Source organism: Conexibacter woesei Iso977N (assembly GCF_000424625.1).
Lineage (GTDB): Bacteria > Actinomycetota > Thermoleophilia > Solirubrobacterales > Solirubrobacteraceae > Baekduia > Baekduia woesei_A.
On the sequence record NZ_AUKG01000002.1, the window covers coordinates 551,194 to 577,909 of the forward strand.

Below are 26,716 nucleotides of genomic sequence, written 5' to 3' on the forward strand. Positions count from 1 at the left end.
GCGTTGCCGTTACGCCCCCTCCGCTATCCTGCCCCAACCCGTGCGGGTGTAGCTCAGTTGGTAGAGCGTCGGCTTCCCAAGCCGAAGGTCGCGGGTTCGACCCCCGTCGCCCGCTTCAGGTTTTCCATGAAGGCCCCGGTCCCGCCGGGGCCTTCGTCGTTCCGGCAGGGCCGGAAGACTCCGCCGTTGTTGCTCGGCGCGCGGCCGGCTTGTTACAAGGGCTGCATGCTCCAGCTGATCTACCGCAGCCACAGCCTCATCAGCTCCGGCCAACGGCGCACCGGGCTCGGTGAGATCTTCGCGACGGCACGGCTCAACAACCGCCGCCTGGACGTCACGGGGGCGCTCATGATCTCCGACGGCGCGTTCGTGCAGGTCCTCGAGGGCGACGACGGCGTGGTCCGGGAGCTCTACGCGACGATCAGCGGCGATCCTCGGCACCAGAACGTGACGCTGCTCGACGAGCGCCCGATCGACGATCGTGCGTTCGGCCGCTGGGCGATGGCTCAGGTCGGCGCCGACGGCAGCGCCGACATCCGGTTGATGAGCAACACGGCCAAGGGCGTCATCGTCAGCGTCCGGGGCGACGAGCCGCCGGCGACGGCCGAGCAGGAGACGGTCCTGGCGTTCATGCGGGAGTCCCTGGCGCTTGTCTGACCGCGACCGCGGGAGCAGAATGCGACCATGACGACCAAGGCGGACTTCACCGACGAGGAGTGGGCTCGCCTCGAGCGGGCACCATTCGTGGCGGGCATGGCCATCTCGCTGGCGGACCCCGGCGGCCCGATCGAGGCGTTCAAGGAGACGGCGGCGACGCTGCGAACCGTGCTCGGCGACGCCAAGGACGGCGGCCGCGGCGAGCTGGTGACGGCGATCGCACGCGACGTCGAAGCCGGCGCGCGCGAGCACCACAACCCGCTGTCGGGGTTCAAGCCGGCCAAGGGAGCGACGGCGGGCGTCGAGATCCTCGACGAGCTCCGCGCGGTCAACGAGCTGCTCACCGCGAAGGCCAGCCCCGAGGACGCCGCAGCCGTGCGCGCGTGGCTGCTGGCCGCCGCCACCGCAGCCGCCAACGCGGCGAAGGAAGGCGGCTTCATGGGCTTTCACGCGCAGCGCGTGAGTGAGGGCGAGCAGCAGATGCTCGACCGCCTCGCTGACGCTCTCAACGCGCCCGGTTAGCTGTTCTGACTACGAGACGGCGGGACTTGTTGCGCAGACCGAGTACTGTCTACCGGGTCGGACAGCGACGGCGACCGCAGGGCTGAGACTTTCAGCAGATGAACGTCCCCCGAGCACACCAGCCTGATCTTCCGATGGCCGAGGTCTACCAATAGGTAGGCCTCCGCCTCATTAAGGGCCGTGTTCGCGACGGTACGAGGCCCGGCGAGGTGGAACGGCGTGTCGCCGCCGTCAGGCGATCGGCCTGGGCAGGCCGACTGCGTGGAACGGCGGCTCGGTCTCCGTCGGCGTGGCCATCCACGCATCATGCTCCTCGCCGCCGCCGATCGCAACGGTCGGGACCCCGCGGAACCTTGACACGGATGATCTGTTTGAGTGCCATGAGGATCGTGAAGCGGGTCGTGGTCACCGCCGTGCTGCTGGGCGCAGCGCTGCCCGGAAGCGCCGTCGCCGGCGACGGGTACGCCGGCTTCGGCGACCCCACCGCGGTCGCGACCACGAGCGCCCGCGGCGTGCTCGCCGCCGCACCGCTGCCCGGCGGCCACGCGCTGGTCCTCGCCGCGACGACCGGCGGCCAGCATGTCGAGGCCTTCGACACCGGCGACCCCAAGCACGCGCATCAGCTCGCAGCCGGATGGGGCGGGACCGTCGTCACCTGGCCCGACGGGCGTCGGCTGGCGGTCGTGACCGCCGCCGACGGGATCCAGACCGTCGCCGCGGGCCCGGACGGCGCCTGGGGCGCGCCGGTCGCGCTCGGCAACCTCCGCGCCGGCGTCAGCCAGGTGCGCGCCGTCGCGCTCGCCGACGGCCGCGCCGCGATCGCCTTCACGACCGGCACGCAGGGCGCGCCGACCTCGCACCTCTTCGCGGTCGCGACCGACGCCGCCGGGACGCCCGCAGCGGCGCCCGTCGACTACGGCGCGGTCAGCGGCTTCCGCCTCGCCGCCGCGCCCGACGGGACCGCGGCCGTCGCCTTCCAGCGCGCGCCCGCACCAGGCGCGCCCGCCACGACCGCGAGCGTCGCGACCCTCCCGCACGGCGCGGCCGCGTTCGGCGCCCCGGTGTCCGTCCCCGGCTCCGGCCCCGCGGGCGTCCCGCCGATCGCGGTCGCGGCCGACGGCTCGGCCGTCCTGGTCGCCGTCAGCGACACCCGGATCGCGCGCGTCGCTCCCGACGGCAGCGCGTTGCCGGACCTGCCGCCGCTGGCCGGGACCGAGCACCATCCCGGACCGGTCGCGCTCGACGTCGCCGCCGACGGCACCGTCGTGCTGGACGCGGCCAACCCGCTCGACGGCTGGACGCTCGGCGGGCTGCGGCCCGACGGCACCACGCTGCCCGTGGTGTCCGGCCCCGCCGGGAGCCCGGAGCTCGAGGGCGACGTAGGCGTGCACGCCTGGCCGGGCGGCGCATCGATCGCGCTCGTCCGCGGCTGGGTCGGCGACAGCAGCTCGCCGTACTTGGGCGTCGTCGTGCGCGACGCGTCGGGTGCCACCGCCGGGACCGTGCTGGCGACCGGGCCGGAACTCGCCGGGTTCCCCGGCACCGCGGCCGGAGCGTTCGACGCCTACACCATCTCCGGCGGGACGCTGTGGCGGATCGCCCGGCCCGGAACGCCGAGCCGCCACGCAGCGACGCTCACCACCTACCCCGGCCAGATCCGGGCGACGCAGCGCGTCGTCGGCTTCCACGTCTCCGCGAACCAGGCCGGCACCGCGACGGTCACCGCCCGGATCCGCCGCGGCGCCCACGGCGCGTGGCACACGGTCAAGCCGACGAACGGGACCGCGACGCTGGTTCCGTTCACCGACGCCTACATGACGTTCCCGCTCTCCGGGTCCGGGTCGGTCTGCACGGGCGACGTCGCATGGACGGTCGTCGCGACCGCGCGGTTCACCAACCGCGTGGGGGTGAGGGCGTCGAGCACGACGACGTACCGCCGCAGCTGCCAGCGGCGGCACGCCCCCGCGCGCTGAAGTCCTACAACTGCAGGTGGCACAGAGCCGCCAGCGCCGCGGTCACCGCGGAGTCGCCCTGCGACGCCAGCGGCTGGCCGGTGACCGGCGTGCCCGCCGCCTCCTGCGCCGCCTGCGTGTCGGACGCCTCGAAGGCCGGGTGCGCGTTCTGGGTCGCGGTCGCCCTCGCCAACCGGGACATCGCGGCGGCCAGCGCCTCCGGATCCTTCAACAAGGACCTGGACGCCGTCGCCACGGCCGACACCGTCCCGCCCTTCAACATGTAGGCCGAGCCGTTCTTGTAGTACACGCCGCCGCCCGCGCTCTCCGCACCACGCGTCGCGGCGCTCGCCGCCGCGCCCACGGACACGCCGCCGGCGCTCCGTCCGGACGCGTTGGACCCGGCCAGCTCGACGGTGCCACCAGGCGACAGCTCCGCCACGTCCGCGCGCCCGTCGTTCCCGTCACCCGACGCGCACCAGGACCACGCCCGGTCGCGCTGCTGCGGCTGGCCCGCGGACCTCAGCAGCGAGGTCCAGGACGCCCCGACCCTGATCGCAGACCCGCGGTCGCACGCCGACGGCCTCACCCCGTCGGTCCGCTCCCACATCTCCAGGTACGCCTCCGCGCCGTTCCACATGTCCTTGACCAACGGCGCGCCGCCGGTCTTCGCCAGATCCGCGAACCAGTCCGCGTACTGCCCGTAGGACGCGACCCCGTCCGTGTTGTAGTCGAAGACACGCGACCCGGTCCTCTGCCGATCGAACGTCACCTTGCCGTCCATCGACCTGAACGGGTACGTGATCCCACCGTCCGCGCTCGCGCCCGGCTGCTCGCTCAGCCCGCCGAGGTCCGCGCCATACCCCCAGCCCAGCGCGTACGGCGTCGCCTTCGGCCGGTACTCCTGCCACTGCTTGACGTACGCCGACGCCTCCGAGTGCCCGGGGAACGCCATCCCGCCGAGCCTCCAGATCCGCGGCCAGTTGCCCGGATCCATCCAGCCGTGGGGCGAGATCACGCCGCTGTAGCCCCGCTGCTCCAACAACGACAACGTGGCAGCGACGCCCGACTGCGACATGTGGTCCGGGTTGACGATCATGTGCCTGTCCATCATCCGCTCGACCACGTGGGCACCCAGATCGGTCAGCCCGCGCGTGTTGCAGTTCGGCGCCGGCGGCGCCACCGGGGCAACACCACCAGGAAGTCCCGAAGACGACAACAACGAACCCACGACCCCCGTCACCGACGGCGCGGGGGAGTAGATGTCGTTGTCGTGCAGCGCCCCAGTGCACGTCTGAGCGCTCCAGAACGATCCGGAGCTCGCGAAGTTCGCGGCGTTGATCAGCACGCCCACCGGCCCGCTGTCGAACCGCACGCCGACCAGCGGGTTGTCGAACTTGTTCAACAACAGCATCGACCGCACGCCCAACGAGTAGAGCTCGTCCAACCCCGCATCGACCTTGGCCGTGTCGCACGTCGAGCGCCCGTCGGTCCCCGCGCAGTCGAACGGCTCGGACACCTCGACCTCCAGCAGCACCGCCATCCTGCCCTGGTTGATCACGCGCCGCGCGTCCTCCGGATCGGTGACGATCTGGAAGAACCCGCGCCCCGGCCCACCGCTCTGGGCGTCGACGTAGTCCTGCAGCTGGTGGATCGCCTGCAGCGACCGCCGGACCGTGCCCATCTCGTCGCAGTTGGTGTCGCGGTTGGTCTGCAGCAGGCAGAGGATCCGGTTCTCGTTCGGGCTCATGACCATCATCCGCAGCCCGGCCATCCACGCCCGCTGGACCCACTTCCAATAGGTCCCCTCGTAGGTCAGGTTGGTCGGCTTCCACGACGCCAGCGTCGGATAGCCCGCCGTGTCGTGCGGCTGCAGCGGGTTGTCGTAGTTGAGGAAGTTCTGGATCGGCGCCGCGAGCCCCTGCGGCCCCTCGATCGACGAGCAGTCGGGCAAGGCATAGGGGATGCCGTACGCGTCCCACGGCCTGCCGCAGTGGAAGCGCCCGCCGAGGAACTGGTAGGTCATCCAGTGCATGTGACCCTCGAGCAGCCCGCCCACCGACCCGTACGACGTCGAGCCCCTCGACGGCGTCCCGGACGCGTCCAGCTCGGCCTCCGGGTAGTCGGCGCAGCCGCTGACGGCGCGGAACCGCACGTCGCGCAGCGTCTCGGCCGCATCGCCCGCGACCGGCGCCATCGTGAACGCGCCGTGCCCGGACTCCGCGACCTCCCAGTCGGCCCACTCGCTCGGCGCGCCGTCGGCGCTGACCGTCCCGTCCGGATGCGCCGCGACGAACCTGCGGTCCGCCGTGTAGAGCAGGTACTTGCCCAGCGCCGTCGCCTGCATCCGGACCCGGTCGGCGCCCGGCACCGCCTTCCCGCCCGCGGTCACCGCGTAGCACCCGTTCACGAGCGAGTACCGCGATTGCGCGGTCTGCGCCCCCGCTGCGCCCGCCAGAACGCACCACATCAGGGCCACCACCGCAGCCGTCGTCACGTACACCGGACCTCTCCCCATGGGGTGAGGAACGCACGCGGGTCCCAATACTTGCGCCAACTCGGCTAGCGTCGCCAGGCATGGCGAACCTGATGCCCAGCCTCCTCTTCGTCGGCGCCCAGGCGGGCCGCGCCGAGGAGGCGATGAACCTCTACGTCGCGCTCTTCCCGGACTCGGAAGTCACCAACGTCCGCCGCGCGCCCGACGACACGATCCTCCACGCCCACGCCCGGATCGCCGGCCGCGACGTCACCTTCCAGGATTCCGCGCACCCCGGCCACGCCTTCACGTTCACGCCCGCGATCTCCCTGACCGTCGAGCTCCAGGACACCAACACCCTCGACGCCGCCTTCGCACAGCTCCTCGCCGACGGCGGCACGACCCTCATGCCCCTCGACGCCTACGACTTCGCCGAGCGCTTCGGCTGGGTCCAGGATCGCTTCGGCGTCAGCTGGCAGCTGATCCTCGCGCCCTGAGCGCCTGGATCTCCTCGGCCACGCGGTCGACGTGGTTGACGATGAAGTACTGGTCCTCTCCGTCGCTCGACAGCACGAGCTGGCGGCGCAGCCCGGCGAGGAAGAGGTGCGACAGCGGGCGCCTCGGGGCGACCGAGACCGTCACGCCGTCGAGCGCAGCCGACCACGACCTGCCCGCGAGGGCGCGGTCGACCGCGTGGGCGCGGAAGCTCACCGTGTCGCCCTCGACCTTCAGTCGCCCGCCGACCGCGCGCGCGGTCGAGGTGATGTAGTTGGCCCGCCAGGACGTGTCGCTCATGACGCGGCAACGTACCCAGGACCACCCGTCGTAACGACTTGGGACCGCCGGGACGTGCTTAGGCACGCTATGTATATGGGGTGACCTCTCCCCTGATGAAAGCCCCCGACGCGGTCCTCGCGGCCGGGCTCGAGGAGCGGGTCAGCCGCCTGTGGTGGCTGATCTCCCGCGATGCGCCGACCGTCCTGAGCCGCTCCGCCGCCGCCACGCTCGCCCGCCTGCGCGAGGACGGGCCGCAGCGGATCTCCGCGCTCGCCCACGCGGAATCGGTCGCGCAGCCGTCGATGACCCAGCTCGTCCAGCGCCTGGAGCGCGACGCCTACGTGACGCGCCACCCGGACCCGGTCGACGCGCGCGCCACGCTGATCGAGATCACCGCCGCCGGCCGCCACGCGCTGGAGGCCCGCGCGGGCGTCCGCGCCGAGGCCCTGGCCGCCCGGCTCGGCGCGCTCAGCGCCCGCGAGCGCGTCGCGATCGCCAAGGCCCTGCCCGCCCTCGACACCCTCCTGGCCGCCTGATGGACCGCCTCCGTCACCAGCCGGCCGCCGTCTGGGCGGTCCTCCTGGCCTGCGTCGTCGCCTTCATGGGCATCGGCCTCGTCGACCCGATCCTCCCGATCATCGCCAAGGGCCTGCACGCCTCGCCCTCGCAGGTCGAGCTGCTGTTCACCTCGTACTTCGCGATCATCGGCGTCGCCAACCTGCTCGCGGGCTTCACCGCCTCGCGCATCGGCGCCAAGAACACCATGTTGGTCGGCCTGATCCTCGTGGTCGTGTGCTCCGCGGCGGCGGGCGCATCCTCCAGCGTCGGGACCGTCGTCGCCTTCCGCGCCGGCTGGGGCCTCGGCATCGCGCTGTTCATCTCCACGTCGATGACCACGATCGTCGGCCAGGCCCGCGGCGGCGTCTCCGTCGCGGTGATCCTGTTCGAGTCCGCGCTCGGCGTCGGCATCGCGTCCGGTCCGCTGGTCGGCGGCCTGCTCGGCGGGATCGGCTGGCGGATCCCGTTCTTCGGCGTCGCCGTGCTGATGTCGATCTCGTTCATCGCGATCTTCTCCGGCGTCCCGAAGACCGCGCCCGCGCCCCGGGCGGAGCGCATCAGCCTCGTCGCGCCCCTGAAGGCGCTGACGGAACACCGCCTGCTCGTCGGCTCGGTCGTCGCGTTGCTCTACAACTTCGGGTTCTTCATGTTGTTGGCCTACACGCCGCTGCCGCTGGACCTCGGCGTCCACGAGCTCGGCGCCGTGTTCTTCGCCTGGGGCGTCCTCGTGGCGCTCGGTGCGATCTTCGGCGCGCCCGCGCTGGCCCAGCGCTTCCCGCGGATCCCGCTGCTGGCCGCGACGTTCGTCCTGCTGGCGATTGACCTGCTGGTCATCGGCCTGGCGATCCACGACAAGACCATCATGGTGGTCGCGATCATCGCGTCCGGCCTCGTGCTCGGCGTCGCCAACGCGACGTTGTCCAACATGTTGCTCGGCCTCTCGACGACCGACACCTCGATCGCCGCGTCGGGCACGAACTTCGTGCGCTTCGCGGGCGGCGCGATCGCGCCGTTCCTGGCCGGCAAGCTCAGCGAGCACGTCAACGCCGCCTCGCCGCTCTACGTCGGCTCCGCCGCGGTGGCGGTCGGCTTCGTCGTGATGCTGTTCGGCCGCGGCCTCCTGGAGAGCGAGGACGAGGCGGAGACCCGCCGCGCCCGCAAGCGCTCCAGGGTCCTCGAAGCGGCGTAGGCCCAAGCAACGACCCCAAGAACGGCCGAGGCCCCGGCGCTTGCTCAGCGCCGGGGCCTCATGGTCAGCCGTTGTCCTACATCCTGCGGTCTAGCGGCAGGCGGTGCGCTTCACCCACTGCTTGCGCGGCAGGCGCGGCAGCGCGCCGGAGCGCTTCGCCGTCGCGCTCAGCGCGCCGCGGTTGCGGGCGCCGACCGCCAGGTCCTCGCGGACCCCGGCGACCGACACGCGCACGGCCTCGCCGTTGCGAATCGGGAGCGCGATCGCCGAGCACCTGCCCGAGATCATCTTCCCGTACTGGCGGCCGTTGCCGGTCCTGACCGACACGCTGTACTGGTCGGCGTCGCCCTTGCGGTTCCACGCGGCCACGACCCACTGGGAGAAGCGGACCATGCGGAAGTGCGACGGGGTCGCCGGCAGCTGCTGCTTGGGCGTCGCGAACGTCGCGACGACCCTCTGCGACAGCGGCAGGCCGTCACGCTCGACCACGGCGATGATCTGGCGCTTGCCACCCGGGCCCGACGACGGACGGAAGTCCACCGTCTTGCACAGGACCGTGCGACCGTCCGGCGACGCCTTCGCGCCCGGGCAGGTCTTGCCGGAGACGCCGTCGACCAGCGTGCGCTGCACGCCGTTGCCCTTCTCCACGAAGGAGAGCTTGGCGCCGGCCGGCAGCGTGTAGGCCGCGCTGATCCGATCGAGGCCACCGCTGACGGCGTGCACGTTGGCATTGACCGTCGCCGGCGGCTCGTACTGCGAGGTCAGCAGCGCGGTGATGCGCGGGCTGCCCTGCGGCGTCGAGATCGTCCAGGTCCCGGCGCTCGGCTGCACGAGCATGACGCTCGTCGAACCGTCGCTGGAGTTCTTGATGATCATGGAGCCGTTCTTGAACTGCGCGCTCGGCTTGTCGGCCGGGACGCTCAGCGTCTCGCCCTTCGGGCCGTGCAGGGTGACCGTCGGAGCGGTCTTGTTGGCGCCGACCAGCTGGAGCGCGATCGCCGGGGTGCCGGCGGACACGTGCAGCTTGCGGTCGCCGGCGGCGCTGAGGCCCGCGGTGCGCTGCGCGCGGTACGGCCCGAAGTCACACGACGAGCCGAGCATGTTCACGCCGGACGCGTGCCACCTGTAGCCGAAGCCGGAGCGGATCGGGATCTCGCCGCGGATCCAGTTGATGCGCCACGGCGCGTACCACTTCCAGTTCGACGCGCGAACGGGGTAGTAGTAGACGATGGTGGCGATCGTGGCGCAGCCGCCGATGCCGGTCGACGAGGCGATCGCGTCGGCCTTCGCGCAGATCGCGGTCAGGCAGGCGCGGCCGTAGCCCTCGATGTTGAACTTCTTGGTCGAGGTCTCCAGCCAGCCCTCCAGGTGGCCGCTCACGGACACGACGCCGAGCAGCGACAGCGACGAGTCGACGTCGAAGTCGAGCGCGCCCGTCGGGCGGATCACGAGGTCACCCTGGCCGATGATCTTGTCGAAGACCGCGACCGAGCCGCCGAGCTCCAGCGACCACGGGTGGCCGTTGAACGCGTCGGTGTAGAGGATGTGCCCGTTGATGTTGAGCAGGTTCTCCTTCGGCGTCGGGAAGACCGTGACGCCGACGTCGCCGCGCAGCTTGAACGGCGGCGGGTTCAGGCACAGGCCGATCCCGACGCGGTTCAGGTAGACGCCGGTGGCGACCGGGACCTTGTTGCCGAGGTTGTCGACGTAGCCGCCGAGCCTGGAGATCGAGCCGTTGGACACGCCGCCGAAGGCCGCGAGCTTGGTCTCGGTCTTGGTCGGCAGCACGATGACCGCGTTGCCGTCCCAGCGGTTGGCGTTGGTGTCGGAGTTGCAGGTGATGTACGGCTTGCCGTCGAGCTCGGGCGCCTCGCACTGCTCGCCGCCGACGCCGCCGGCGGGGACGTAGCTCAGGCAGGCCTCCTCGACCTTGAGCTTGCCCATCCAGACTTCCCTGGCGATCAGGCGCAGGCCGTCGAAGTGCGTGCCCTTGTCGTCGATCTTCAGCGACGCGTTGGCGGTCACGCCACCCGCGTTGACATCCGGACCGGTCCGGAACGTGGACGGCATCTCGATCGTCAGGGGCAGCGCCGAGAAGTAGTTGCCGTCGTCGTCCTTGCCGACCTTGATCGCGATGTTGCCGCGGAGCCTCAGGCCCAGCAGCGAGGCGGCGCCGGCGACCGGCGCGGTCTGCAGGACGCGGATGCCGTCGTCGTCGGCGACCTTGGTGGAGCCGGCGCCGACGGTCCTGATGTCGCTGGCGGTGCCGGTCGGCAGCAGCCAGTCGATCCTGCCCGAGTAGATGGTGAACTGCGTGATCGCGATGGTCGCGTTGTCGTCGGTCACGCGCGGCCGCGGCTGGGCGGTCGTGGGGAGCGTGACGGTCAGCTTCGCGCCGGCCTTGGCGGGCGTGATCGGCAGGCCGTTGACCTTCACGGTGCCGGTCGAGGTCCAGCGGACGGGCTTGCCGTCGAGGCCGTTCTCGATCGTCCAGCAGGTCGAGCTGACGAGCTTGACCGTGCCGAAGGCGTAGTTCTTCTCACAGGCCGGGACGGCCGGGACGATCGGGGCGACGGCCGGAGCGGGCGCCGTGGTCGTGGGCGTCGTCGCCGGGGTCTGCGGCGTGATCGGCGCGTTCGGGGAGACGGTGGTGCCGGGGGCCTGGACGGCGACGCGCACCGTCTTGGTCGAGGTCAGCGGCGTCTGGGCGACCGTGGTCGCGTCGACGTTGATGCCGGCGACCATGTTGGGGAGGTTGGCCGGGGGCGACAGCGTGAGCGTCGCGGTGGCCGGGTTGCCGGTCGTCTGGGTCAGCGTCGCCCACGACGGCAGGCCGGCGGGGGAGAGCGTGACGTTGTTGGGGGAGGTCGACGTGTCGTCGGCCGTGAAGTTGATGACCTTGGTCTCGCCGGGCTTGACGGTGTAGGACGTGTCAAGGCCGTGGATGTCCGGCGGCGCCTGGCCGGCGGGCGCGACTGTAGCCAGGACGTCGCGGTCGGCGTAGTCGCCCTGCGAGTCGGTGACGCGCAGCTTGTACACGTAGAACCTGCCGGTGAGGAGCGACGAGGCGTTCGGGATCGTCAGAACGCCGTTCTGGTCGACGTTGATGATGTTGGTGTCCGGCGAGTCCGCGTCGGTGAAGACGTTGGGGTCGCTCGTCGGGTTGGTCTTCAGCGCGGTGGAGTAGGTCAGCGTGCCGCCGTCCGGGTCCGACGCGTTGAGGTTCTGCGGGTCCTGGCGGATGACCGAGATGCCGGTCGCGGCGTTGGAGCCGAGCACGGGCGCGGCGGACGTCTGGCCGGTGACCTTGCGGACCTGGGCCGTGACGTGGACGTAGCCGTTGATGGAGTTCGAGTAGTTGACGATGCCCCCGACGCGGTTGCCGTTGCGGTAGTCCATCGTCCAGTTGCCGTCCGGCGTCCCGTTCTGGAACTGCTGGTTGGAGGAGTCGACGGGGCCGTTGCCGGAGATGTTGTAGTCGAACGGCGCCTCGTAGACGGCTTCGTCGGTACGGCAGACCGTCGCGGTGCCCATGGGCGACACGCTCAGCGTCTCGCCGTTGGGGCTCTTGACCGACACGCCGAGGATGGACCTCTGGGAGCCGACGCCGCCGGAGCCGCAGGCGATGCGCTCCAGGTAGGTGAAGGTGCCCTTGAGGTGGCCGTCGGCCGTGGTCGAGACGGTGAAGAACCCGCCCTGCAGATGCTGGGCGTTCGCGGCCGGCGCGGCGGCGGCCACGAGACCGGTGGTGGCCAGCGCGGAGAGCGCGAGCCTTCTGAGGAACGACATGATGGTGGAGGAGCTCCTGAGGGGACTGGGGAACAGCGGAAGTTGTTGAGGCCTATGCCTTGACCGACGGGTAGACGCCGGCGGCGAACGCGCGGACGCGCGCGGCCTGCGTGGCGGTCGCGGAGGGGCAGGCGAGCTCGGCGCCGAGGCCGAGGGCGACAAGTGCTTGTGGTTGCTGCGCGCGCGGCGCGACGACGACCGGGGCCTTCGTGGCGACGGCGGCGGCCACGAGGGCCCTGAGGCCGGCGCGGGCGGGCGCGGTCAGCGCGTCCGGGCGGTAGAAGACGACGACCGAGCCGTGCGATGCCGCGTGCAGGGTCGGCGTGTAGGGCTGCGGGCGCGTGTAGAACCCCGTGTCGGTGACGATGTTGATGGAGTTCTCGAACATCGTCTGCTCGCGCACGACGCGCGGATCGTCGGTGATGCCGTACTTGAGGTCGTGCTGGGTGCAGCCGGCGGCGGCGAGCGCGGCCGTGTCGGCGCGCGGCGCCTTGCGCGGCGGGGTCTGGGCGTGGGCGCCCATCGTCACCAGCCCCGCGACGAGCGCGAGGACGGGCAGGACGATCATGGCGAGCAACGGGCGGCGACCGAGCGGCATCTCTCGCTTCGGTCGTCCGGCTTTAGGTTCGCTTGATCACCCGATCAGGGGACTGTCAGGACGTCGTCCCACAGATGAGGTAGACGGCTGGTCTAGCCAGTTCAGTCACGCGCCCCACACCCGCGGCACCGCCACCGCTCGCTCCGCGACACCATCTCGCGCCACCGCGCGCGTCGTGGTTGAGAAGGTCGTCGTCGCCCGCTGCCCCGCCACTGGTCGCGGTCTTCGCCGCGATCCGTCCGGCACCGCGACACGCGCCCGCTCGCCCCGGCGCCGCGAACGCCCGCTCCGCGCCATCACACCGCGCCACCGCCGACGTGGTGGTTGAGAACATCGTCATCGCTTCCGGCGCAGCCATTGGATGCGGTCTTTGCCGCTATCCGTCGGGCACCGCTACGCGCGACCGCTTGCCCCGGTGCCGCCACTGCTCGTTCCGCGGCGACAGACCTCGCCACCGCGCGCGTTGTGGTCCTCGATCCAGCTGCTCCGGAGGACGTGGAGGATCTGGTCCGGGGCGTGCCGAGCGGCTGAGAGGCCGACGGTGGCGGGGAGGGCGACTAGCGGCGCGTCGCGAGCACTTCGACCGCCGGCGCGATCTGGCGCCAGGCGGCGTAGCCGTCGGGGTGGGCGATGGCGGTGTCGGCGATCTGGAAGAGCTCGTGTTGGGCGCGGCGTAGTGCGTGCTCGAGGCGCCAGGCGCGGATGCGAGTGCGCAGTGGGGCTGAGCGGTCGGAGCGGACGGGGGCGGCCATCTCGCGCATGCGGTGCAGGGGGACGAGCGATTCGCGGTGGGGGCAGTGGCGGCTCGGCCCGGCGTGGTCGACGACGAAGTCGTCGGAGAACAGGCGCGCCAGGCCGGACTCGGTCGCGTTGAAGTAGTGGTCGGGGTAGCCGTGCAGGGGCTGAAGGAACGCGCACAAGGTGTAGGCCTTGCCGCCGGGCTTCAACACGCGCGCCATCTCGCGTGCCGCGATCCAGGGCGAGTGCAGGTGCTCGAAGACCGCGAGCGAGAACACGAAGTCGAACGACGCGTCGGCGAAGGGCAGCGCGTGGGCGTCGGCGACGAGGTCGAGCCGCGCACCCGCGTACATGTACGCGTCGGTCTTGACGACGTTCGGCGCCTCGTGCACGTCGAGCCCGGCCCCGAGCTCCAGGATCGCCCCGCCGGACGCCAGCGCCTCGTCGATGCACGGGATCCCCATCCCGGCGCAGTCGTACGTCGGCAGCGCGCCGCCGGACACCCGGAGATCGCGCGCGGCGGGATCGCCGTCGTCGGCGATCAGCACCGGGACGCCGTCGAGCACGCCGAACGCCGCACCGCACGCCGCGCAACCATCAACATCAACAAGCGCCGCGTGGCACTTCGGGCAGACCGTCGGGACCTTCATCACGCGGCAGCATGCCCGATCGGGACGTCCGGTGGCTGTGCGACGCTGCCGGTGCAGCGATCAGGAGAGTAAAGCGCCCCCGCGCGGCGGCAACCGCCGGGGGCATGGCCCAAGGAGCGCGTCCTCCATGAGCATCGAGCAGCGTAACGACCCACGCGTCATCACCGTCGACCGAGCGACCGCCGCGGTGGTCCGGTCCGAGACGCTCGTCGTGCTGGAGTCGAACGGCCATCACTTCGAGGACGTCGAGCGCTACAGCGCCGCCGGTCGCCGCGCGGTGCGAGCGGTCTACGCGGACGCGTTCGCGGTCCTCGACGCGGTCGGCTGGGGTGGTGCGGGCGCCGACGGCCGGGAGCAACCGCCGCCGCCGTCACCCGTCGCCGTCCCTTTGACCGCAAGCCACATGGCGCAACTCCGCGCGCGCCGCCGCGACCTCGGGCACCTCAACCTGGACCGCCTCTCGCCGCTCGCCGCCGAACCGCCGGACCTTGCTGAGATCGACGCGACCCGTCGCGCCGCCCAGGCCCTCGACCGCCTGCAGACCGCCTTCACCCGCCCGCCCGCACCCGCGGCCTGAGGGGCGGCGCGCCATGTCGCCGGACGCTGTCGTCGCAGAGTCGCCGCAGGTCGCGGACGCTCCCGCCGCGGAGTCGTCGCGAAGCCGCGAGGCAATCGACGCGAAGTCGTGGCGAGACTGCCGCCCTTCCGACGCAGAGTCGTCGCGAAGTCGCCGGACTTCCGGCGCAGCGTCGGCGCGGGGTGGAGGCGCGAGGACGGTTGCGACAGCGGCGGGCGTGCATCCGTCCGGGGCCGAACGTATGGTTCGGAGAGCTGTGTTGCATCTGCATCGCGCCGATCGGGCGGATCGTTTGGTTGAGGCGTTGGCGGATGTGCTGGTCGTCCCCGTTGCGGATCCGTTCGCGGCTGAGGTCGTGGCGGTGCCGACGCGGGGCGTTGAGCGGTGGGTCACGCAGCGGCTGTCGACGCGGCTCGGTGTCGGCGCAGGCACGCAAGCCGATGGGGTTTGCGCGAACGTCGACTTCCCGTCGCCGCGGAGGCTCGTCGACGAGGCGGTGGCTGCGGGGTCGGGGATCGATCCGGAGCGGGATCCGTGGGCGCCCGCCCGGATGGTGTGGCCGCTGCTGGAGGTCGTCGACCAATACCTCCAGGAACCGTGGTTGGAGCGCCTGCGGCATCACCTGGAGCCGGGCCGCGGCGACCGCTCGCGCCGCCTCCGCGCGGTCCAGCATCTCGCGCGCCTGTACGACCGCTACGCGCTCGCGCGCCCCGAGATGCTCACCGCCTGGCGCGCCGACCGCGACGCCGACGCCGGCGGCGACGTGCTCCCAGAGCACGAGCAGTGGCAGGCCGAGCTGTGGCGGCGGCTGCGTGAGCACGTCGGGCGCCCGGGGCCCGCCGAGCGGCTGGAGCTCGCGTGCCGCGAGCTGATCGTCCGGCCGGAGGCCAGCGAGCTGCCGGAGCGGATCGCACTCTTCGGGCTGACCGCGCTGCCCGCCCGCCACCTGGAGGTCCTCAGAGCCCTCGCCGAGGGCGGGCGCGACGTGCACCTCTTCCTGCTCCAGCCCTCGGACGCCGCGTGGCGACATGTAGGACAAGCGCTCGACCGCCATGGCGTGCCGCAGGAGCGGGTGCACGGCGTGACCGCGTTCCTCCCGCACAACCCACTGCTGGCCTCCTGGGGCCGGGACGCGCGCGAGCTGCAGATGACGCTCGCGCGCGCCCAGCCGTGGGCGAGCGACGCCCACCACGACGCGGGCGCGGAGACCAACGCGACGCTGCTCCAGCGCGTCCAGGGCGACGTCCGCGGCGACCGCCTGCCGGAACCGGACACAGACGCGCACGCCGACCCCAGCCTCCAGATCCACGCCTGCCACGGCGCCCACCGCCAAGTTGAGGTCCTGCGCGACGCGATCCTCCACGCGCTCCAGGACGACCCAACGCTCGAGCCCCGCGACGTCATCGTCATGTGCCCCGACATCGAGACGTTCGCCCCCCTGATCCAGGCGACCTTCGGCACCGGCGAGGAGCCGGGCACCGACGACCTCCGCGTCCGCCTCGCCGACCGCGCCCTGCGCGAGACCAACCCCGTCCTCGGCGTCGTCGCCCGCCTCCTGGAGCTGACGACCGCCCGCGCCACCGCCTCCGAGGTCCTCGACCTCGCCGACCGCGAGCCGGTTCGCCGCCGCTTCCGCTTCGGCCAGGACGACACCAGCCGCCTGGAGGACTGGGTCGCCGCCTCCGGCACCCGCTGGGGCTTCACGGCGCAGGACCGCACCGACACCTACAACCTGCCCGACTTCCCCCAGGGCACCTGGCGCACCGGCATCGACCGCCTGCTCGCCGGCGTCGCGCTGACCGAGGACGAGCCGCGCCTGCTGGCCGGCACGATCGTCCCGCTCGACGACGTCGACTCCTCCGCCATCGACCTCGCCGGCCGCTTCGCGGAGTACCTGGAGCGCCTCGACACCACCATCAACACGTTCAAGGACCCCAAGTCGATCGCCGACTGGACGACCGCGCTCGCCACCGCCGCCGACGCGCTCACCGCGACCACCGCAGCAGACGCCTGGCAGCGCGCCGAGCTCCAGCGCCTGCTCGCCGACGTCCTCGACGAGGCGACGACCGACGACGACGAGACCCCATCGACAACGCTCGACGCCGCCGACCTCTCCGCGCTTCTCGAGCGCCGCCTCGCCGGCCGTCCCACGCGCGCGTCGTTCCGCACCGGCCACCTCACGGTTTGCACGCTGCAGCCGATGCGCTCGGTCCCGCACCGCGTCGTCTGCCTGCTCGGCCTCGACGACACCGTCTTCCCACGACGAGCACCCCGCGACGGCGACGACCTCCTGATCGCCGCGCCCCACGTCGGCGACCGCGACGCCCGCTCCGAGGACCGCCAGATCCTCCTCGACGCGCTGCTCGCCGCCGAGGACCGCCTGATCATCACCTACACCGGCAACGACGAGCGCACCAACGCCGAGCGCGCGCCCGCCGTCCCGGTCGCCGAGCTGCTCGACGTCATCGAGCGCACCGCCGGCCAAGATGTACGTCAACACGTTGTCACACGCCATCCCCTCCAGACCTTCGACGCCCGCAACTTCCTGCGCCCGGACCCCTGGAGCTTCGACACCACCACCCTGGCCGGCGCCCGCGCGCTCGTCGCCGACCGCCCGCCCGCGCCGGAGTTCCTGACCGGCCCGCTCCCCGACACCACCAACGCCCTCGTCGAGCTCAACGACCTCGTCGCGTTCCTCGGCCACCCGGTCCACGCGTTCCTGCGCCAGCGCCTCGGGATCAGCTTCACGACGCTGCCCAGCGAGCACCTCGACGACGTCGAGGACGAGCTGCCGATCGACCTGGACTTCCTGACCCGCTGGCGGATCGGCGACCGCCTGCTGACCGCCCTGCTGCAGGGCGCCGACTTCACGCTCGCTCAGGAGGCCGAGCGCCGCCGCGGCGCGCTGGCGCCCGGCGCGATCGGCGCGGGCCACCTCGCGGGCCTCAGCCGCGACGCCCAGGCGATCGCCGCCGCCGCCTCCCGGGACGTCGAGGCGCGCGACGTGGATGTCTCCGTCGCGCTCGCCGACGGCCGCCGCCTCGCCGGGACCGTCTCCGGCCTGCGCGGGGACACGATCCAGAGCGTCACGTTCGCGCGCGTCAACGCGCGCCACCGCCTCGACGCCTGGGCGCGCCTGCTTGCGCTCACCGCCGCGCAGCCTGACCGCGCCTTCTCCGCGCTCACGATCGGCCGCCCGCGCGTGGCGGCCAACCCGCGCTCGGCGCTCACGATCGCGAAGATCCCGCCGCTGCTGCCCGACAAACCCCCGGCCGAGCGCGCCGCCGCCGCCCACGCCCGCCTCGCCACGCTGATCGACGTGTACGACAAGGGCATGCGCGAGCCGCTCCCGCTCTACTGCGAGACGTCGGCCGCGTTCGCCTCCGTCGCCCGCGACGCCTCGCGCAAGCGCGCGCTCAACGCCGCCGAGCAGCGCTGGACCACGCCGTTCGGCGCGCCCGCGCCGTTCGAGGACCGCGACGACGACCACGAGCGCGTCCTCGGCCGCGGCACCGAGTTCCAGGACCTGCTCCAGGACCCGCCGCGTGACGGCGAGCGCTGGCGCGACGACGAGCCCACGCGCTTCGGCCAGTACGCCTACCGCGTGTGGGACGACCTGCTCGACGTCGAGACGCTGAGGGACGCGCAGTGAGCGACTTCGACATCTGCGGCCCGCTCCCGACCGGCGTCACGGTCCTGGAGGCCAGCGCCGGAACCGGCAAGACCTACACCATCGCCGCGCTCGCCACGCGCTACGTCGCCGACGGGCTGCGGCTCGACGAGCTGCTGCTGGTCACCTTCACGCGCGCGGCCACCGGCGAGCTCCGGGACCGCGTCCGCCAGCGCCTGACCGCCACACGCGCCGCGCTCGACCGCGTGCTGACCGGGGAGACCCCGGCGCAGGCCGCCGCCGGCGACCGCCTCGTCGCGCTGCTCGCCCAGGGCGACGCCGACGCCGTCCGCCGCCGCCGCGACCGCCTGGCGATCGCGCTCGCCGACTTCGACGCCGCGACGATCGCCACGACCCACGGCTTCTGCCAGGAGGTCCTGCTCGGCCTCGGCGTGGCCGGCGACATCGACCCCGGCCACCGCTTCAGCGAGGACGCACGCGACCTCGTCGAGGACGTCGTGACCGACCTGTACATCAACCGGTTCAACGACAACTCGCCCCCGCACGGGCTCGACCGCGAGCAGGCGCGGATGGTCGTCGGCGCGGCGATCGGCAACCCGACCGCGCCGCTCGCACCGCTCGTCCACGACGCGAACGACGACGCGCCGGCGCTGCGCCACGGCCTGGCGGAGACCGCGCGCGCCGAGCTCGACCGCCGCAAGCGCGCGCTCGCGCTGATGACGTTCGACGACCTCGTCACGCGCCTGCGCGCGGCGCTCGACGGCCCCTCGGGCACCGCGGTGGCGCAAGCGATGCGCGCTCGCTGGCGCGTCGCGCTGGTCGACGAGTTCCAGGACACCGATCCCGACCAGTGGGCGATCGTGCGCGCCGCGTTCGCGCATCCCGACAGCACGCTGGTCCTGATCGGCGACCCCAAGCAGGCGGTCTACGCGTTCCGCGGCGCCGACGTGTACGCCTACCTCGACGCGCGCGCGGTCGCCGACGCGCGGCCGACGCTCGGCACGAACTACCGCAGCGATCGTGGCCTGCTGGAGGGCTTCGACGCGCTCTTCGGCGACGCGAACCTCGGCCACGCCGAGATCATGTACCGCAGGACCGAGGCGTCGCCGGAGCACCAGCGCTCCCGCCTGGAGGGCGCGCCGGCCGGCGAGGCGCTGCGCTTCCGCGTCGTCGCGCGCCACGACCCGGACGTCGCGCGCACGAAGACCGATTGGTCGAAGGCGCCCGCCGCGCGCGCGTTCGTCGCGCGCGACTGCGCGGCGGACATCGCGCGGCTGCTGGCGTCCGGCGCGCGAGCCGGCGGCGCGCCGCTGCACGCGGGCGACGTCGCCGTGCTCGTCCGGACCAACGCGCAGGCGCGCACGATCAAGGCGGCGCTCGACGCCGCGGGCGTCCCGGCGGTCCTCAACACCGCCACCAGCGTGTTCGCCACCGACGCCGCCCGCGACTGGCTGGCGTTGTTGGAGGCCTTGGAGCGCCCGGAGTACCTCCCGCGCGCGAAGGCGGCGGCGCTGACCAAGTTCCTCAACTGGACGGCGGCCGAGGTCGCCGGAGCAGGTGATGGTGATTGGGATGACGTCCAGGCGCGGCTGCACGAGTGGGCCGGGCTGCTGCGCCGGACCGGCGTCGCGACGTTGATGGAGGACATCACCCAGCGCGAGCGCCTCCCGGAGCGGCTGCTCGGCGTGACCGGCGGCGAGCGCGTCCTGACCGACCTGCGCCACGTCGCCGAGCTGCTGCACGGCGCGGCGATCGACGGGCGCCTCGGGATCACCGCGCTGGCGTCCTGGCTGCGCCACCGGATGTCCGCCGACGACCGCGAGGCCGGGTCGGAGGAGCGCGCCCGGCGGCTGGAGTCCGACGCCGCGGCGGTGCAGGTGCTGACCGTGCATCGCAGCAAGGGCCTGGAGTTCGGCGTCGTTCACTGCCCGTTCCTGTGGGACCCGTTCCGGGGCCGCGACCGCGGCGAGGCGCCCGCGATCTACCACGACGCGGCGCGCGGGAACGAGCGCACGCTCGACGTGTCGCTGGAGACGCGCGACGCCGCGTTCGTGGAGCACGCCGACGCCGCGGCGGCCGAGCAGGCGGGGGAGGAGCTGCGGCTCGCGTATGTCGCGCTGACGCGAGCCAAGCACCAGGCGGTCGTGTGGTGGGCGACGTCGTGGACGTGCCGCGACTCGCCGCTGGGACGGCTGATGTTCGAGCGCGACTTCGGCCCCGACGTGGGGGAGGCGCCGCCCGCGCGGACCGACGCCAACACGGTCGCGACGAGCGCCGCGGCGCGGTTCCGGGCGCTCGCCGCGCTGGCGCCGGACGCGATCGCGCTGGAGCGCGCGCTGGTCGAGAAGGTGCCGCCGCGCGAGGCGGTCGCGGGCGAGGCGGTGGTGCCGGACGACCTCGGCGTCGCCGTGTTCGACCGGACGCTCGACGCGCGCTGGCGGCGCGTGTCGTACTCGGCCATCACCGCGGGCGCCTACGAGGCGCGGGTGGCGAGCGAGGTCGAGGAGGCGGTCGGCGCCGACGACGCGCCGGACGAGCGGGTGCTCGTCGCCGACGCGGGCGCGGGCGCCGGCGCGGGCCCGGACGTCCCGCTGGCGGCGATGCCCGCGGGGACGCGGATCGGCACGCTCGTCCACGCGGTCCTGGAGGCGACGGACTTCGCGGCGCCCGATCTCGGCGCCGAGCTGGGCGACCAGGTCGCCGTGGCGCGGCGGCGCTGGACGACCGACGTGGGCGACCCCATCATGTTGGTCGACGGCCTCGCCCGCGCGATCGAGACGCCGCTGGGACCGGAGGCCGGCGACCTGCGGCTGCGCGACCTCCAGCGCGGCGACCGCCTCGACGAGCTGACGTTCGAGCTGCCGCTGGTCGGGGGCGACACGCCGTCCGGAGCCCTCACGCTCCGGGCGATCGCGACGGTCCTGCGCGAGCACGTGGCCGAGGGCGATCCGCTCCACGGCTACGCCGACCGCCTGAGCGACCCCATGTTGAAGGCCAACCTGCGCGGCTACCTGACCGGCACGATCGACCTCGTCGCCCGCCACTCCGGCGGCTACGCGATCATCGACTACAAGACGAACCGCCTCTCGCCGCCCGGCACGCCGCTGACCGCCTGGCACCACCGCCCGGAGGCGCTGGCCGAGGAGATGGCGCGGTCGCACTACGCGCTCCAGGCGTTGTTGTACGCCGTGGCGCTGCACCGCTACCTGCGCTGGCGCGTCCCGTCCTACGACGCCGAGCGTGACCGGCCGACCGTCATGTACCTGTTCCTGCGCGGGATGACCGGCGCGGGTGCGCCGGGGAGCGGCGTCTTCAGCTGGCGCCCGCCGGCCGGGCTGCTGCCCGCGCTGAGCGACACGCTCGACCGCGGCGACGCGGACGGCGGGGCGGTGGCGGCATGAGCTCGGCCCTGCGCGAGCGCGATCCGCACGACGTCCGGCTCGCCGCGACGGCGCCCGCGCCGCTGCGCGCGTTCAACGACGCGGGCGTGCTGACGGCCGCCGACGTCCAGGTGGCGCGCGCGCTGGCGCGGCTCGGCGGCGACGACACGCCGGAGTTGTTGTTGGCCTTCGCGCTGGCGGTGCGGGCCCCGCGGCTGGGGCATGTGCTGGTGGATCTCGCGACGATCCGGGCGACGGTCGCGGTCGACACCGAGGAGCCGGTCGACCTCGGCGCGCTGCCCTGGCCGGAGCCCGAGGCGTGGGCGGCGATCGTCGCGCAGTCGGCGCTCGTGTCCGTCCTCGACGAGGACCCGCCCCGCGGCGGCACCGCCAACGCGCGCCCGCTGCACCTCTCCGGGACCCGCCTGTACCTCGACCGCTACTGGCGCGAGGAGCGCGCGGTCGCCGCCGACCTCCGGGCGCGCGCCGCCGCGCCACCGGCCGCAGCGACGCCGGACGCGCCGCTCGCCGCGCTCTTCCCCGACCCGCTCGACACCCGCGCCCGCACCGCCGCCGCGCACACGCTGACCCACCACCTGACGATCATCGCCGGCGGCCCCGGCACCGGCAAGACGACAACGATCGCCCGCGCGCTCGCGTTGCTGCTGGGCGAGGCGCAGGACTCGCCGCCGCTCGTCGCGCTGGTCGCGCCGACGGGCAAGGCCGCGGCGCGGCTGGCGGAGGCGGTCCGGGAGGAGGCGGCGCGGCTCGACGTCGCGGAGGACGTTCGGGCCAAGTTGGTGGGGTTGGACGCGACGACGATCCACCGGCGGCTCGGCAGCGTGCCGCGGAGCCGCAGCCGCTTCCACCACCATCGCGGCGCCCGGCTGCCGCACGACGTCGTGATCGTCGACGAGTCCTCGATGGTTTCGCTGACGTTGATGGCGCGGCTGCTGGAGGCGGTCCGGCCGGACGCGCGGCTCGTGCTCGTGGGGGACCCGGACCAGCTGTCGTCGATCGAGGCGGGGGCGGTGCTCGGCGACGTCGTCGCGGCGGAGGCGCTCGCCGACCAAGTTGTCGTCCTCGATCGTGGGCATCGCTTCAGGGGCGCGATCGCGGTGGTGGCCGACGCGGTCCGACGGGGTGACGGCGACGCGTTGATCGGCGCGCTGCGTGAGAGCAGCGACGAGGTCACGTGGGTCGACGCCGATCCGGCCGCCGCGACCGCGGCCGACCTCGCGCCCGTCCGCGCTGCCGCGGTCGCCGCGGGGCGCGCGGTGATCGACGCGGCCGTCCGAGGCGACGCCGGCACCGCGCTGAACGCGCTCGAGGACTTCCGCCTGCTCTGCGCCCACCGCCGCGGCCCGCACGGCGTCTCGACCTGGATGCCGCAGGTCGAGGCCTGGCTGGCGCGGGAGATCGAGCAGGCCGGCGGCCGCGCGCGCGACTACCCCGGCCGCCCGCTGCTGATCACGCAGAACGACTACGACCTCAACCTCTTCAACGGCGACACCGGCGTGATCGTCCACGACCACGAATCCGACCGCCTCCTCGCCGCCTTCGAGCGCACGACCGTCCGGCCCAACCAGCTCGGCGCGGTCGACACCGTCTACGCGATGACCGTGCACAAGTCGCAGGGCTCGCAGTTCGGCACCGCCGCGGTGATCCTGCCGCCGCCCGCCTCGCGGATCCTGACGCGCGAGCTGCTCTACACGGGCGTCACCCGCGCGCGGGACCGCCTGATCGTCGTCGGGACCGAGGCGTCGCTGCGCGCGGCGCTCGCCCGGCCCGCCACCCGCGCGTCGGGCCTCGCCGCGCGGCTCGGCTAGTCCGAGGAGCCGGAGCCGGAGTCCGAGTCGCGCGACCCCAGCAACATCCACCCGACCCCTACAACAACCAGCACGATCCCGAACACCAGCCCCACGTAGTGCCCGCCGCCGAGCGCGGCGAAGATCGCCGGGATCGCGATGACTGCCCCGATCGCGATGACGAGCATCCGCGGCGGCACGATGCCCCTACGCGTCCCGGCCGTGGCGGTCGAGCAAGGCGTAGTACAACACCGCGGCCACCAGCGCCGAGATCGGCGCGGTCGCCGCGGTCACCGCCCACGTGATCACCGCGCTGGCGCCGTCGCCGAGCCCGGTGGTCAGCGCCTGCACGAGGAACCGGACGATCTCGATGCCGACGATCGCGAACAGGATCACGGTGAACACCGGCCAGCCGTTGCCGCGCACCAGGTCCTGGGAGCGCGTGAACGCGCCCAGCACCGACGAGCGCTCGATCACCACGACCGGCGCGGTCACGGCCCAGATCGTCATCAGGAACAGCCCCGGGATCACGAGCAGCGCGATGCCGATCCCGACGCCCAACCCGTACAGGATGGCCACCGCCAGCAGCGTGATCGCCACCGGCGTCACGCTCCCGAACAGCTGGCCGAGCGAGCTGTCGCGGCGCCCGTCGCGGACGTCCCGGACCAACTCAACCACCATGCCTTGGTAGAAGGTCCCGATCACGAGCGTCAGCACGCTCGCCACCGCGGTCCCGGCCGTCGAGTTGAGGGCGATCGCGAGCACAGCCGGCACGACGAACAGCGCGGCGGCCGCCCAGAAGAGGATCGCGAAGTTGTCGCGGTAGATCGAGACCGCGCGCGTGATGACCGCGCCCGGGTCCAGCAGGGGGCTCATGCCCGGCACCTTACGGGCCGGACCCGGGACCCCGCCGCGCGCCCGCGGCCCCGCGCGCGCCTATGCGTCCCAGTCCTCGCCGATCTCGCCCAGCAGCGCGGGCGGGAACTGCCGCGACCAGCGCACATCGGCCTGCGGCGGCGGGTCCAGCGACAGCCGCAGCAGCTGCTGGGGCGCGAGCGCCAGCGCCCACGTCGCCCCGCAGTCTCCGCACGCGCCGCGCGCGTCCAGGCCGCCGTCGACGACGTCGACGAACAGGCTCGTGCGCTCGCTCAGGCACGCCGGGCACGACAGCCCCGCACCGACGAGCACGTCGGGATCGTCCAGGGCGAAGACCGCGTCGTAGACCGTCATCCCGTCAGACCCTCTCGCGCGGCGCCCGCCCGCGCGAGCCCCGCCGCCCCGCGAAGCACCCGATCGTCGGGTGCGTCCTACAACTACGCGGCTACGACAACAGCCCCAGCCGCTGCGCGCGCTGGACGGCCTCGGTCCGGTTGCGCGCGCCGATCTTCCGGAACATCCCCGACGCGTGCTGCTTGACCGTGTTCGGCGACAGGTGCAGCTCGGTCGCGATCTCGGCGTTCGTCATCCCGCCCGCGACGCGCTCGAGCACCTGGCGCTCGCGGTCGGTCAGGACCATCCCGGACGGCGCGGCGTCGTCGAAGACCGTCAGCCCGCGGCCGACCCGGCGGATCGCGTCGGCCAGCTCGGTCGCGTCGCGCTCCTTGGTGATGAACCCGTGCGCGCCCGCGGCCCGCGCCGCCTTGGCGGACAACTTGCCCGCGCCGGAGTACAGCAGCGCGCGCGTGGACGGCGACGCGCTGCGGATCATCCCGACGATCTCGGGCCCCGACTCCTCGCCGACGAACAGGTCGACCAGCGCGACGTGCGGCTCGTAGCGGCGCGCGAACTCCGCCGCCTGGTCGCCCGACGCCGCCGGGACGACGCGCTCGACCCAGTCGAGCCGGCCCAGCATGAGGCGCAGGCCCCAGTGGACCACCTGGTGGTCGTCGACGACGAGGACCCGGAGGGCCCGCGTCTCCATCTGGGGCTTGCGTTCGGTGGTCGTCATGTGTGCTCGGGTCGGGGGAGGGTGAGGCGAACGTGCCAATGGTCGGTCCCATCGGGGCCGAACGTCAAGGACGCTCCATGTTGTAGGGCTTCGAAGGCGGCGACGCGCAGGCCCATGCCTGCGCCCCCGCTGCGCTGCTCGGGGCCGACGCCGTCGTTGGTGATCTCCAGCTCCACGGTATCGGCGTCGCCGCGGACGGCGACCTCGATGTGCTCCGGGGCCGCGTGGCGGCGGGCGTTGCGGATCGCCTCGCCGAGCACCGACTGGGTGACCGGCTCGAAGATCCCCGGGATGTCGACGCCGTCCTGCCAGACGACCTCGACCTCGGGCGCGTTGGCCTCCAGGCGCCTGAGCTCCTCGCTCAGCGTGAACGTCACGAGCTTCGGCGTCGCGGCCAGCGGGCGGGCCATCGCCTCGCGCAGGTCGTCGAGCGCGGCGCCCAGCTCGGCGGCCGCGCGGCGCTGGTCGGCCTCGTCCAGCAGCGCGCCGGACTGCAGCGCCATCACGACGCCGAAGACGCGCTGCACGACGCGCTCGTGGATGTCGCGGGCGAGGTCGATCCGGTCGGCGAGGTGCCTGCCGTCGACCTGGTGGCGGGTCGCGAGGCGGGCGGAGAGCGCCAGCGCGCTGATCTTCCCCAGCGACTTCAGGACCTCACGCTGGTCGTCACCCAGCGGCGCCTCGCCGCGCTCGGCCACGATCACGCCGAACCCGCGGCCGCCCGCGGCCAGCGGGACGCACACGAGCCGCTCGATCCCGAGCAGCGTGTCGTAGGGCGCGGCCAGCTCCTCGGCGCCGCCCTCGACGACCTGGTCGAGGTCCAGCGCGCGGCCGGCGATCGGCGCGCGCTCGATCGCCAGGATGTGGCCGTCGAACAGCTCGATGTCGACCGCGTGCGAGCCGACGACGCGCACGCGGCGCGCCACGTCGTCGTAGACGAAGACGACCGCGCGCTGCATCGCGCCCAACCGGCAGACCGCCTCGGCGAGGCGGTTGTAGAACGCGCCCGGCGCGTCCGGGGTCGCGTGCTCGACCTCGCCCAGCAGCGAGACGAACAGGTGCAGCGAGGCGATCGGCGAGAACCGGAAGGCGGCGTCGCTCGGTCCGGCGGGCTCCACGGCGCTCACGAGGCCGGAAGGGTCGATGGGCCGGGGCGCCTCATCCGACGCACCCGGCCCACCAGAGGAGAAGGAACGCGCTCACGATTGCCGGCGTCCCGAAGCCGGCGGGAGTCCTGACCAGATCCCATGTGAGCGGGCACCTGAGTCCATCGTGCACCGTGGCGCGCGGGGGCGGGAGAGGCCGTTGGCGGACAACCACCTGGTCGGGTGGTGTCCATGAGCGTCAGAAAATGGGAAGTTCGCATTGGGAGGAGGTGGTGCGTCATCGGACGTCTGCAGTGCCAAGTTCGTCGGGATCGTCAAGTTTGCCGAACGGCGGGCCGAGTTCGAATCTGATGGTCCAGC

General features: G+C 73.0%; 20 protein-coding genes and 1 tRNA gene. 11 read left to right on the plus strand and 10 right to left on the minus strand.

The window, feature by feature from the left end; translation table 11 throughout:
• Positions 1-42 precede the first annotated feature (42 nt).
• From H030_RS0114930 to H030_RS32420, 4 genes are all read left to right on the plus strand, one after another.
• A tRNA-Gly gene (locus H030_RS0114930) sits at positions 43-115 on the plus strand.
• 110 nt (positions 116-225) lie between these two features.
• On the plus strand, positions 226-657 hold the full coding sequence (locus tag H030_RS37185) for a BLUF domain-containing protein (RefSeq protein ID WP_051222767.1): 432 nt from the start codon (positions 226-228) through the stop codon (positions 655-657).
• Between the two features lie 27 nt (positions 658-684).
• Positions 685-1,179, plus strand: coding sequence for a hypothetical protein (locus H030_RS0114940; RefSeq protein WP_027006694.1), 495 nt, complete (start codon positions 685-687; stop codon positions 1,177-1,179).
• Between the two features lie 380 nt (positions 1,180-1,559).
• Positions 1,560-3,152 carry a hypothetical protein gene (locus H030_RS32420; protein ID WP_035127743.1) on the plus strand — a complete coding sequence of 531 codons (1,593 nt, stop codon included), beginning with the start codon at positions 1,560-1,562 and terminating at the stop codon, positions 3,150-3,152.
• 4 nt (positions 3,153-3,156) lie between these two features.
• On the opposite strand, the gene H030_RS32425 is transcribed toward H030_RS32420, so the two are convergent.
• Complete coding sequence (locus H030_RS32425; protein ID WP_196809140.1) at positions 3,157-5,523, minus strand: Coagulation factor 5/8 type domain-containing protein; 2,367 nt, start codon at positions 5,521-5,523, stop codon at positions 3,157-3,159.
• A 197-nt stretch (positions 5,524-5,720) separates the two neighbouring features.
• Here H030_RS32425 and H030_RS0114960 point away from each other — a divergent pair, with 197 nt between their 5' ends.
• A complete protein-coding gene (locus tag H030_RS0114960) occupies positions 5,721-6,104 on the plus strand; it encodes a VOC family protein (RefSeq protein ID WP_027006695.1) in 384 nt (127 codons plus the stop codon).
• Here H030_RS0114960 and H030_RS0114965 read toward each other — a convergent pair.
• On the minus strand, positions 6,076-6,402 hold the full coding sequence (locus H030_RS0114965) for a hypothetical protein (protein ID WP_027006696.1): 327 nt from the start codon (positions 6,400-6,402) through the stop codon (positions 6,076-6,078). The genes H030_RS0114960 and H030_RS0114965 overlap by 29 nt on opposite strands.
• A 95-nt stretch (positions 6,403-6,497) precedes the next feature.
• On the opposite strand from H030_RS0114965, the gene H030_RS0114970 reads away from it, so the two are divergent.
• Entirely contained in the window at positions 6,498-6,920 is a 423-nt protein-coding gene (locus H030_RS0114970; RefSeq protein WP_027006697.1) for a MarR family winged helix-turn-helix transcriptional regulator, read from the plus strand.
• Entirely contained in the window at positions 6,920-8,131 is a 1,212-nt protein-coding gene (locus H030_RS32430) for an MFS transporter (protein ID WP_051222771.1), read from the plus strand. The genes H030_RS0114970 and H030_RS32430 overlap by 1 nt, the downstream gene beginning before the upstream one ends.
• Before the next feature lie 90 nt (positions 8,132-8,221).
• Here the strand turns inward: H030_RS32430 and H030_RS0114980 are convergent, their stop codons facing one another.
• From H030_RS0114980 to H030_RS37190, 3 genes are all read right to left on the minus strand, one after another.
• Positions 8,222-11,920: a hypothetical protein gene (locus tag H030_RS0114980; RefSeq protein WP_027006698.1), complete on the minus strand. Its 3,699-nt coding sequence runs from the start codon at positions 11,918-11,920 to the stop codon at positions 8,222-8,224.
• Between the two features lie 52 nt (positions 11,921-11,972).
• On the minus strand, positions 11,973-12,488 hold the full coding sequence (locus H030_RS0114985; protein ID WP_196809141.1) for a DUF3105 domain-containing protein: 516 nt from the start codon (positions 12,486-12,488) through the stop codon (positions 11,973-11,975).
• Between the two features lie 587 nt (positions 12,489-13,075).
• Positions 13,076-13,906 carry a methyltransferase domain-containing protein gene (locus H030_RS37190; RefSeq protein ID WP_081690827.1) on the minus strand — a complete coding sequence of 277 codons (831 nt, stop codon included), beginning with the start codon at positions 13,904-13,906 and terminating at the stop codon, positions 13,076-13,078.
• Positions 13,907-14,033: 127 nt separating this feature from the next.
• Between H030_RS37190 and H030_RS0114995 the strand changes: the two genes are divergently transcribed.
• The 4 genes from H030_RS0114995 (at position 14,034) to recD (ending at position 23,323) form a co-directional block, all read left to right on the plus strand.
• Entirely contained in the window at positions 14,034-14,483 is a 450-nt protein-coding gene (locus H030_RS0114995; RefSeq protein WP_027006701.1) for a hypothetical protein, read from the plus strand.
• Positions 14,484-14,724: 241 nt separating this feature from the next.
• Positions 14,725-18,135, plus strand: coding sequence for an exodeoxyribonuclease V subunit gamma (gene recC / locus H030_RS0115000; protein ID WP_231398447.1), 3,411 nt, complete (start codon positions 14,725-14,727; stop codon positions 18,133-18,135).
• Positions 18,132-21,515, plus strand: coding sequence for a UvrD-helicase domain-containing protein (locus H030_RS32440; protein WP_051222775.1), 3,384 nt, complete (start codon positions 18,132-18,134; stop codon positions 21,513-21,515). Before recC ends, H030_RS32440 begins: the two co-directional genes overlap by 4 nt.
• Positions 21,512-23,323, plus strand: a complete 1,812-nt coding sequence (gene recD, locus H030_RS0115010; RefSeq protein ID WP_027006702.1) for an exodeoxyribonuclease V subunit alpha — start codon at positions 21,512-21,514, stop codon at positions 23,321-23,323. The genes H030_RS32440 and recD overlap by 4 nt, the downstream gene beginning before the upstream one ends.
• Here recD and H030_RS39110 read toward each other — a convergent pair.
• From H030_RS39110 to H030_RS0115035, 5 genes are all read right to left on the minus strand, one after another.
• Positions 23,320-23,490 carry a hypothetical protein gene (locus H030_RS39110; protein WP_155892064.1) on the minus strand — a complete coding sequence of 57 codons (171 nt, stop codon included), beginning with the start codon at positions 23,488-23,490 and terminating at the stop codon, positions 23,320-23,322. The genes recD and H030_RS39110 overlap by 4 nt on opposite strands.
• A 19-nt stretch (positions 23,491-23,509) precedes the next feature.
• The gene (locus H030_RS0115020; protein WP_027006703.1) at positions 23,510-24,178 is read right to left on the minus strand and encodes a hypothetical protein; all 669 of its coding nucleotides are present in this window, start codon (positions 24,176-24,178) and stop codon (positions 23,510-23,512) included.
• 60 nt (positions 24,179-24,238) lie between these two features.
• Entirely contained in the window at positions 24,239-24,532 is a 294-nt protein-coding gene (locus H030_RS0115025) for a hypothetical protein (RefSeq protein ID WP_027006704.1), read from the minus strand.
• Positions 24,533-24,623: 91 nt separating this feature from the next.
• Positions 24,624-25,250 (minus strand): response regulator transcription factor, encoded by a 627-nt coding sequence (locus H030_RS0115030; RefSeq protein ID WP_231398448.1) that lies wholly within the window; start codon positions 25,248-25,250, stop codon positions 24,624-24,626.
• On the minus strand, positions 25,247-26,377 hold the full coding sequence (locus H030_RS0115035) for a GAF domain-containing sensor histidine kinase (RefSeq protein ID WP_027006706.1): 1,131 nt from the start codon (positions 26,375-26,377) through the stop codon (positions 25,247-25,249). Before H030_RS0115035 ends, H030_RS0115030 begins: the two co-directional genes overlap by 4 nt.
• Between the last annotated feature and the right edge of the window lie 339 nt (positions 26,378-26,716).

Excerpts from the sequence above, each read along its gene's own strand:
- recC (WP_231398447.1), top strand. The coding sequence starts at position 14,725 with ATGGTTCGGAGAGCTGTGTTGCATCTGCATCGCGCCGATCGGGCGGAT.
- H030_RS0114995 (WP_027006701.1), top strand. The coding sequence starts at position 14,034 with ATGAGCATCGAGCAGCGTAACGACCCACGCGTCATCACCGTCGACCGA.
- H030_RS37185 (WP_051222767.1), top strand. The coding sequence starts at position 226 with ATGCTCCAGCTGATCTACCGCAGCCACAGCCTCATCAGCTCCGGCCAA.
- H030_RS0114940 (WP_027006694.1), top strand. The coding sequence starts at position 685 with ATGACGACCAAGGCGGACTTCACCGACGAGGAGTGGGCTCGCCTCGAG.
- H030_RS0114970 (WP_027006697.1), top strand. The coding sequence starts at position 6,498 with ATGAAAGCCCCCGACGCGGTCCTCGCGGCCGGGCTCGAGGAGCGGGTC.
- H030_RS39110 (WP_155892064.1), bottom strand. The coding sequence starts at position 23,490 with ATGCTCGTCATCGCGATCGGGGCAGTCATCGCGATCCCGGCGATCTTC.
- H030_RS0115020 (WP_027006703.1), bottom strand. The coding sequence starts at position 24,178 with ATGAGCCCCCTGCTGGACCCGGGCGCGGTCATCACGCGCGCGGTCTCG.
- H030_RS0115030 (WP_231398448.1), bottom strand. The coding sequence starts at position 25,250 with ATGACGACCACCGAACGCAAGCCCCAGATGGAGACGCGGGCCCTCCGG.
- H030_RS32420 (WP_035127743.1), top strand. The coding sequence starts at position 1,560 with ATGAGGATCGTGAAGCGGGTCGTGGTCACCGCCGTGCTGCTGGGCGCA.
- H030_RS0115025 (WP_027006704.1), bottom strand. The coding sequence starts at position 24,532 with ATGACGGTCTACGACGCGGTCTTCGCCCTGGACGATCCCGACGTGCTC.
- H030_RS0114960 (WP_027006695.1), top strand. The coding sequence starts at position 5,721 with ATGCCCAGCCTCCTCTTCGTCGGCGCCCAGGCGGGCCGCGCCGAGGAG.
- H030_RS37190 (WP_081690827.1), bottom strand. The coding sequence starts at position 13,906 with ATGAAGGTCCCGACGGTCTGCCCGAAGTGCCACGCGGCGCTTGTTGAT.
- recD (WP_027006702.1), top strand. The coding sequence starts at position 21,512 with ATGAGCTCGGCCCTGCGCGAGCGCGATCCGCACGACGTCCGGCTCGCC.
- H030_RS32430 (WP_051222771.1), top strand. The coding sequence starts at position 6,920 with ATGGACCGCCTCCGTCACCAGCCGGCCGCCGTCTGGGCGGTCCTCCTG.
- H030_RS0114985 (WP_196809141.1), bottom strand. The coding sequence starts at position 12,488 with ATGATCGTCCTGCCCGTCCTCGCGCTCGTCGCGGGGCTGGTGACGATG.
- H030_RS0114980 (WP_027006698.1), bottom strand. The coding sequence starts at position 11,920 with ATGTCGTTCCTCAGAAGGCTCGCGCTCTCCGCGCTGGCCACCACCGGT.
- H030_RS0114965 (WP_027006696.1), bottom strand. The coding sequence starts at position 6,402 with ATGAGCGACACGTCCTGGCGGGCCAACTACATCACCTCGACCGCGCGC.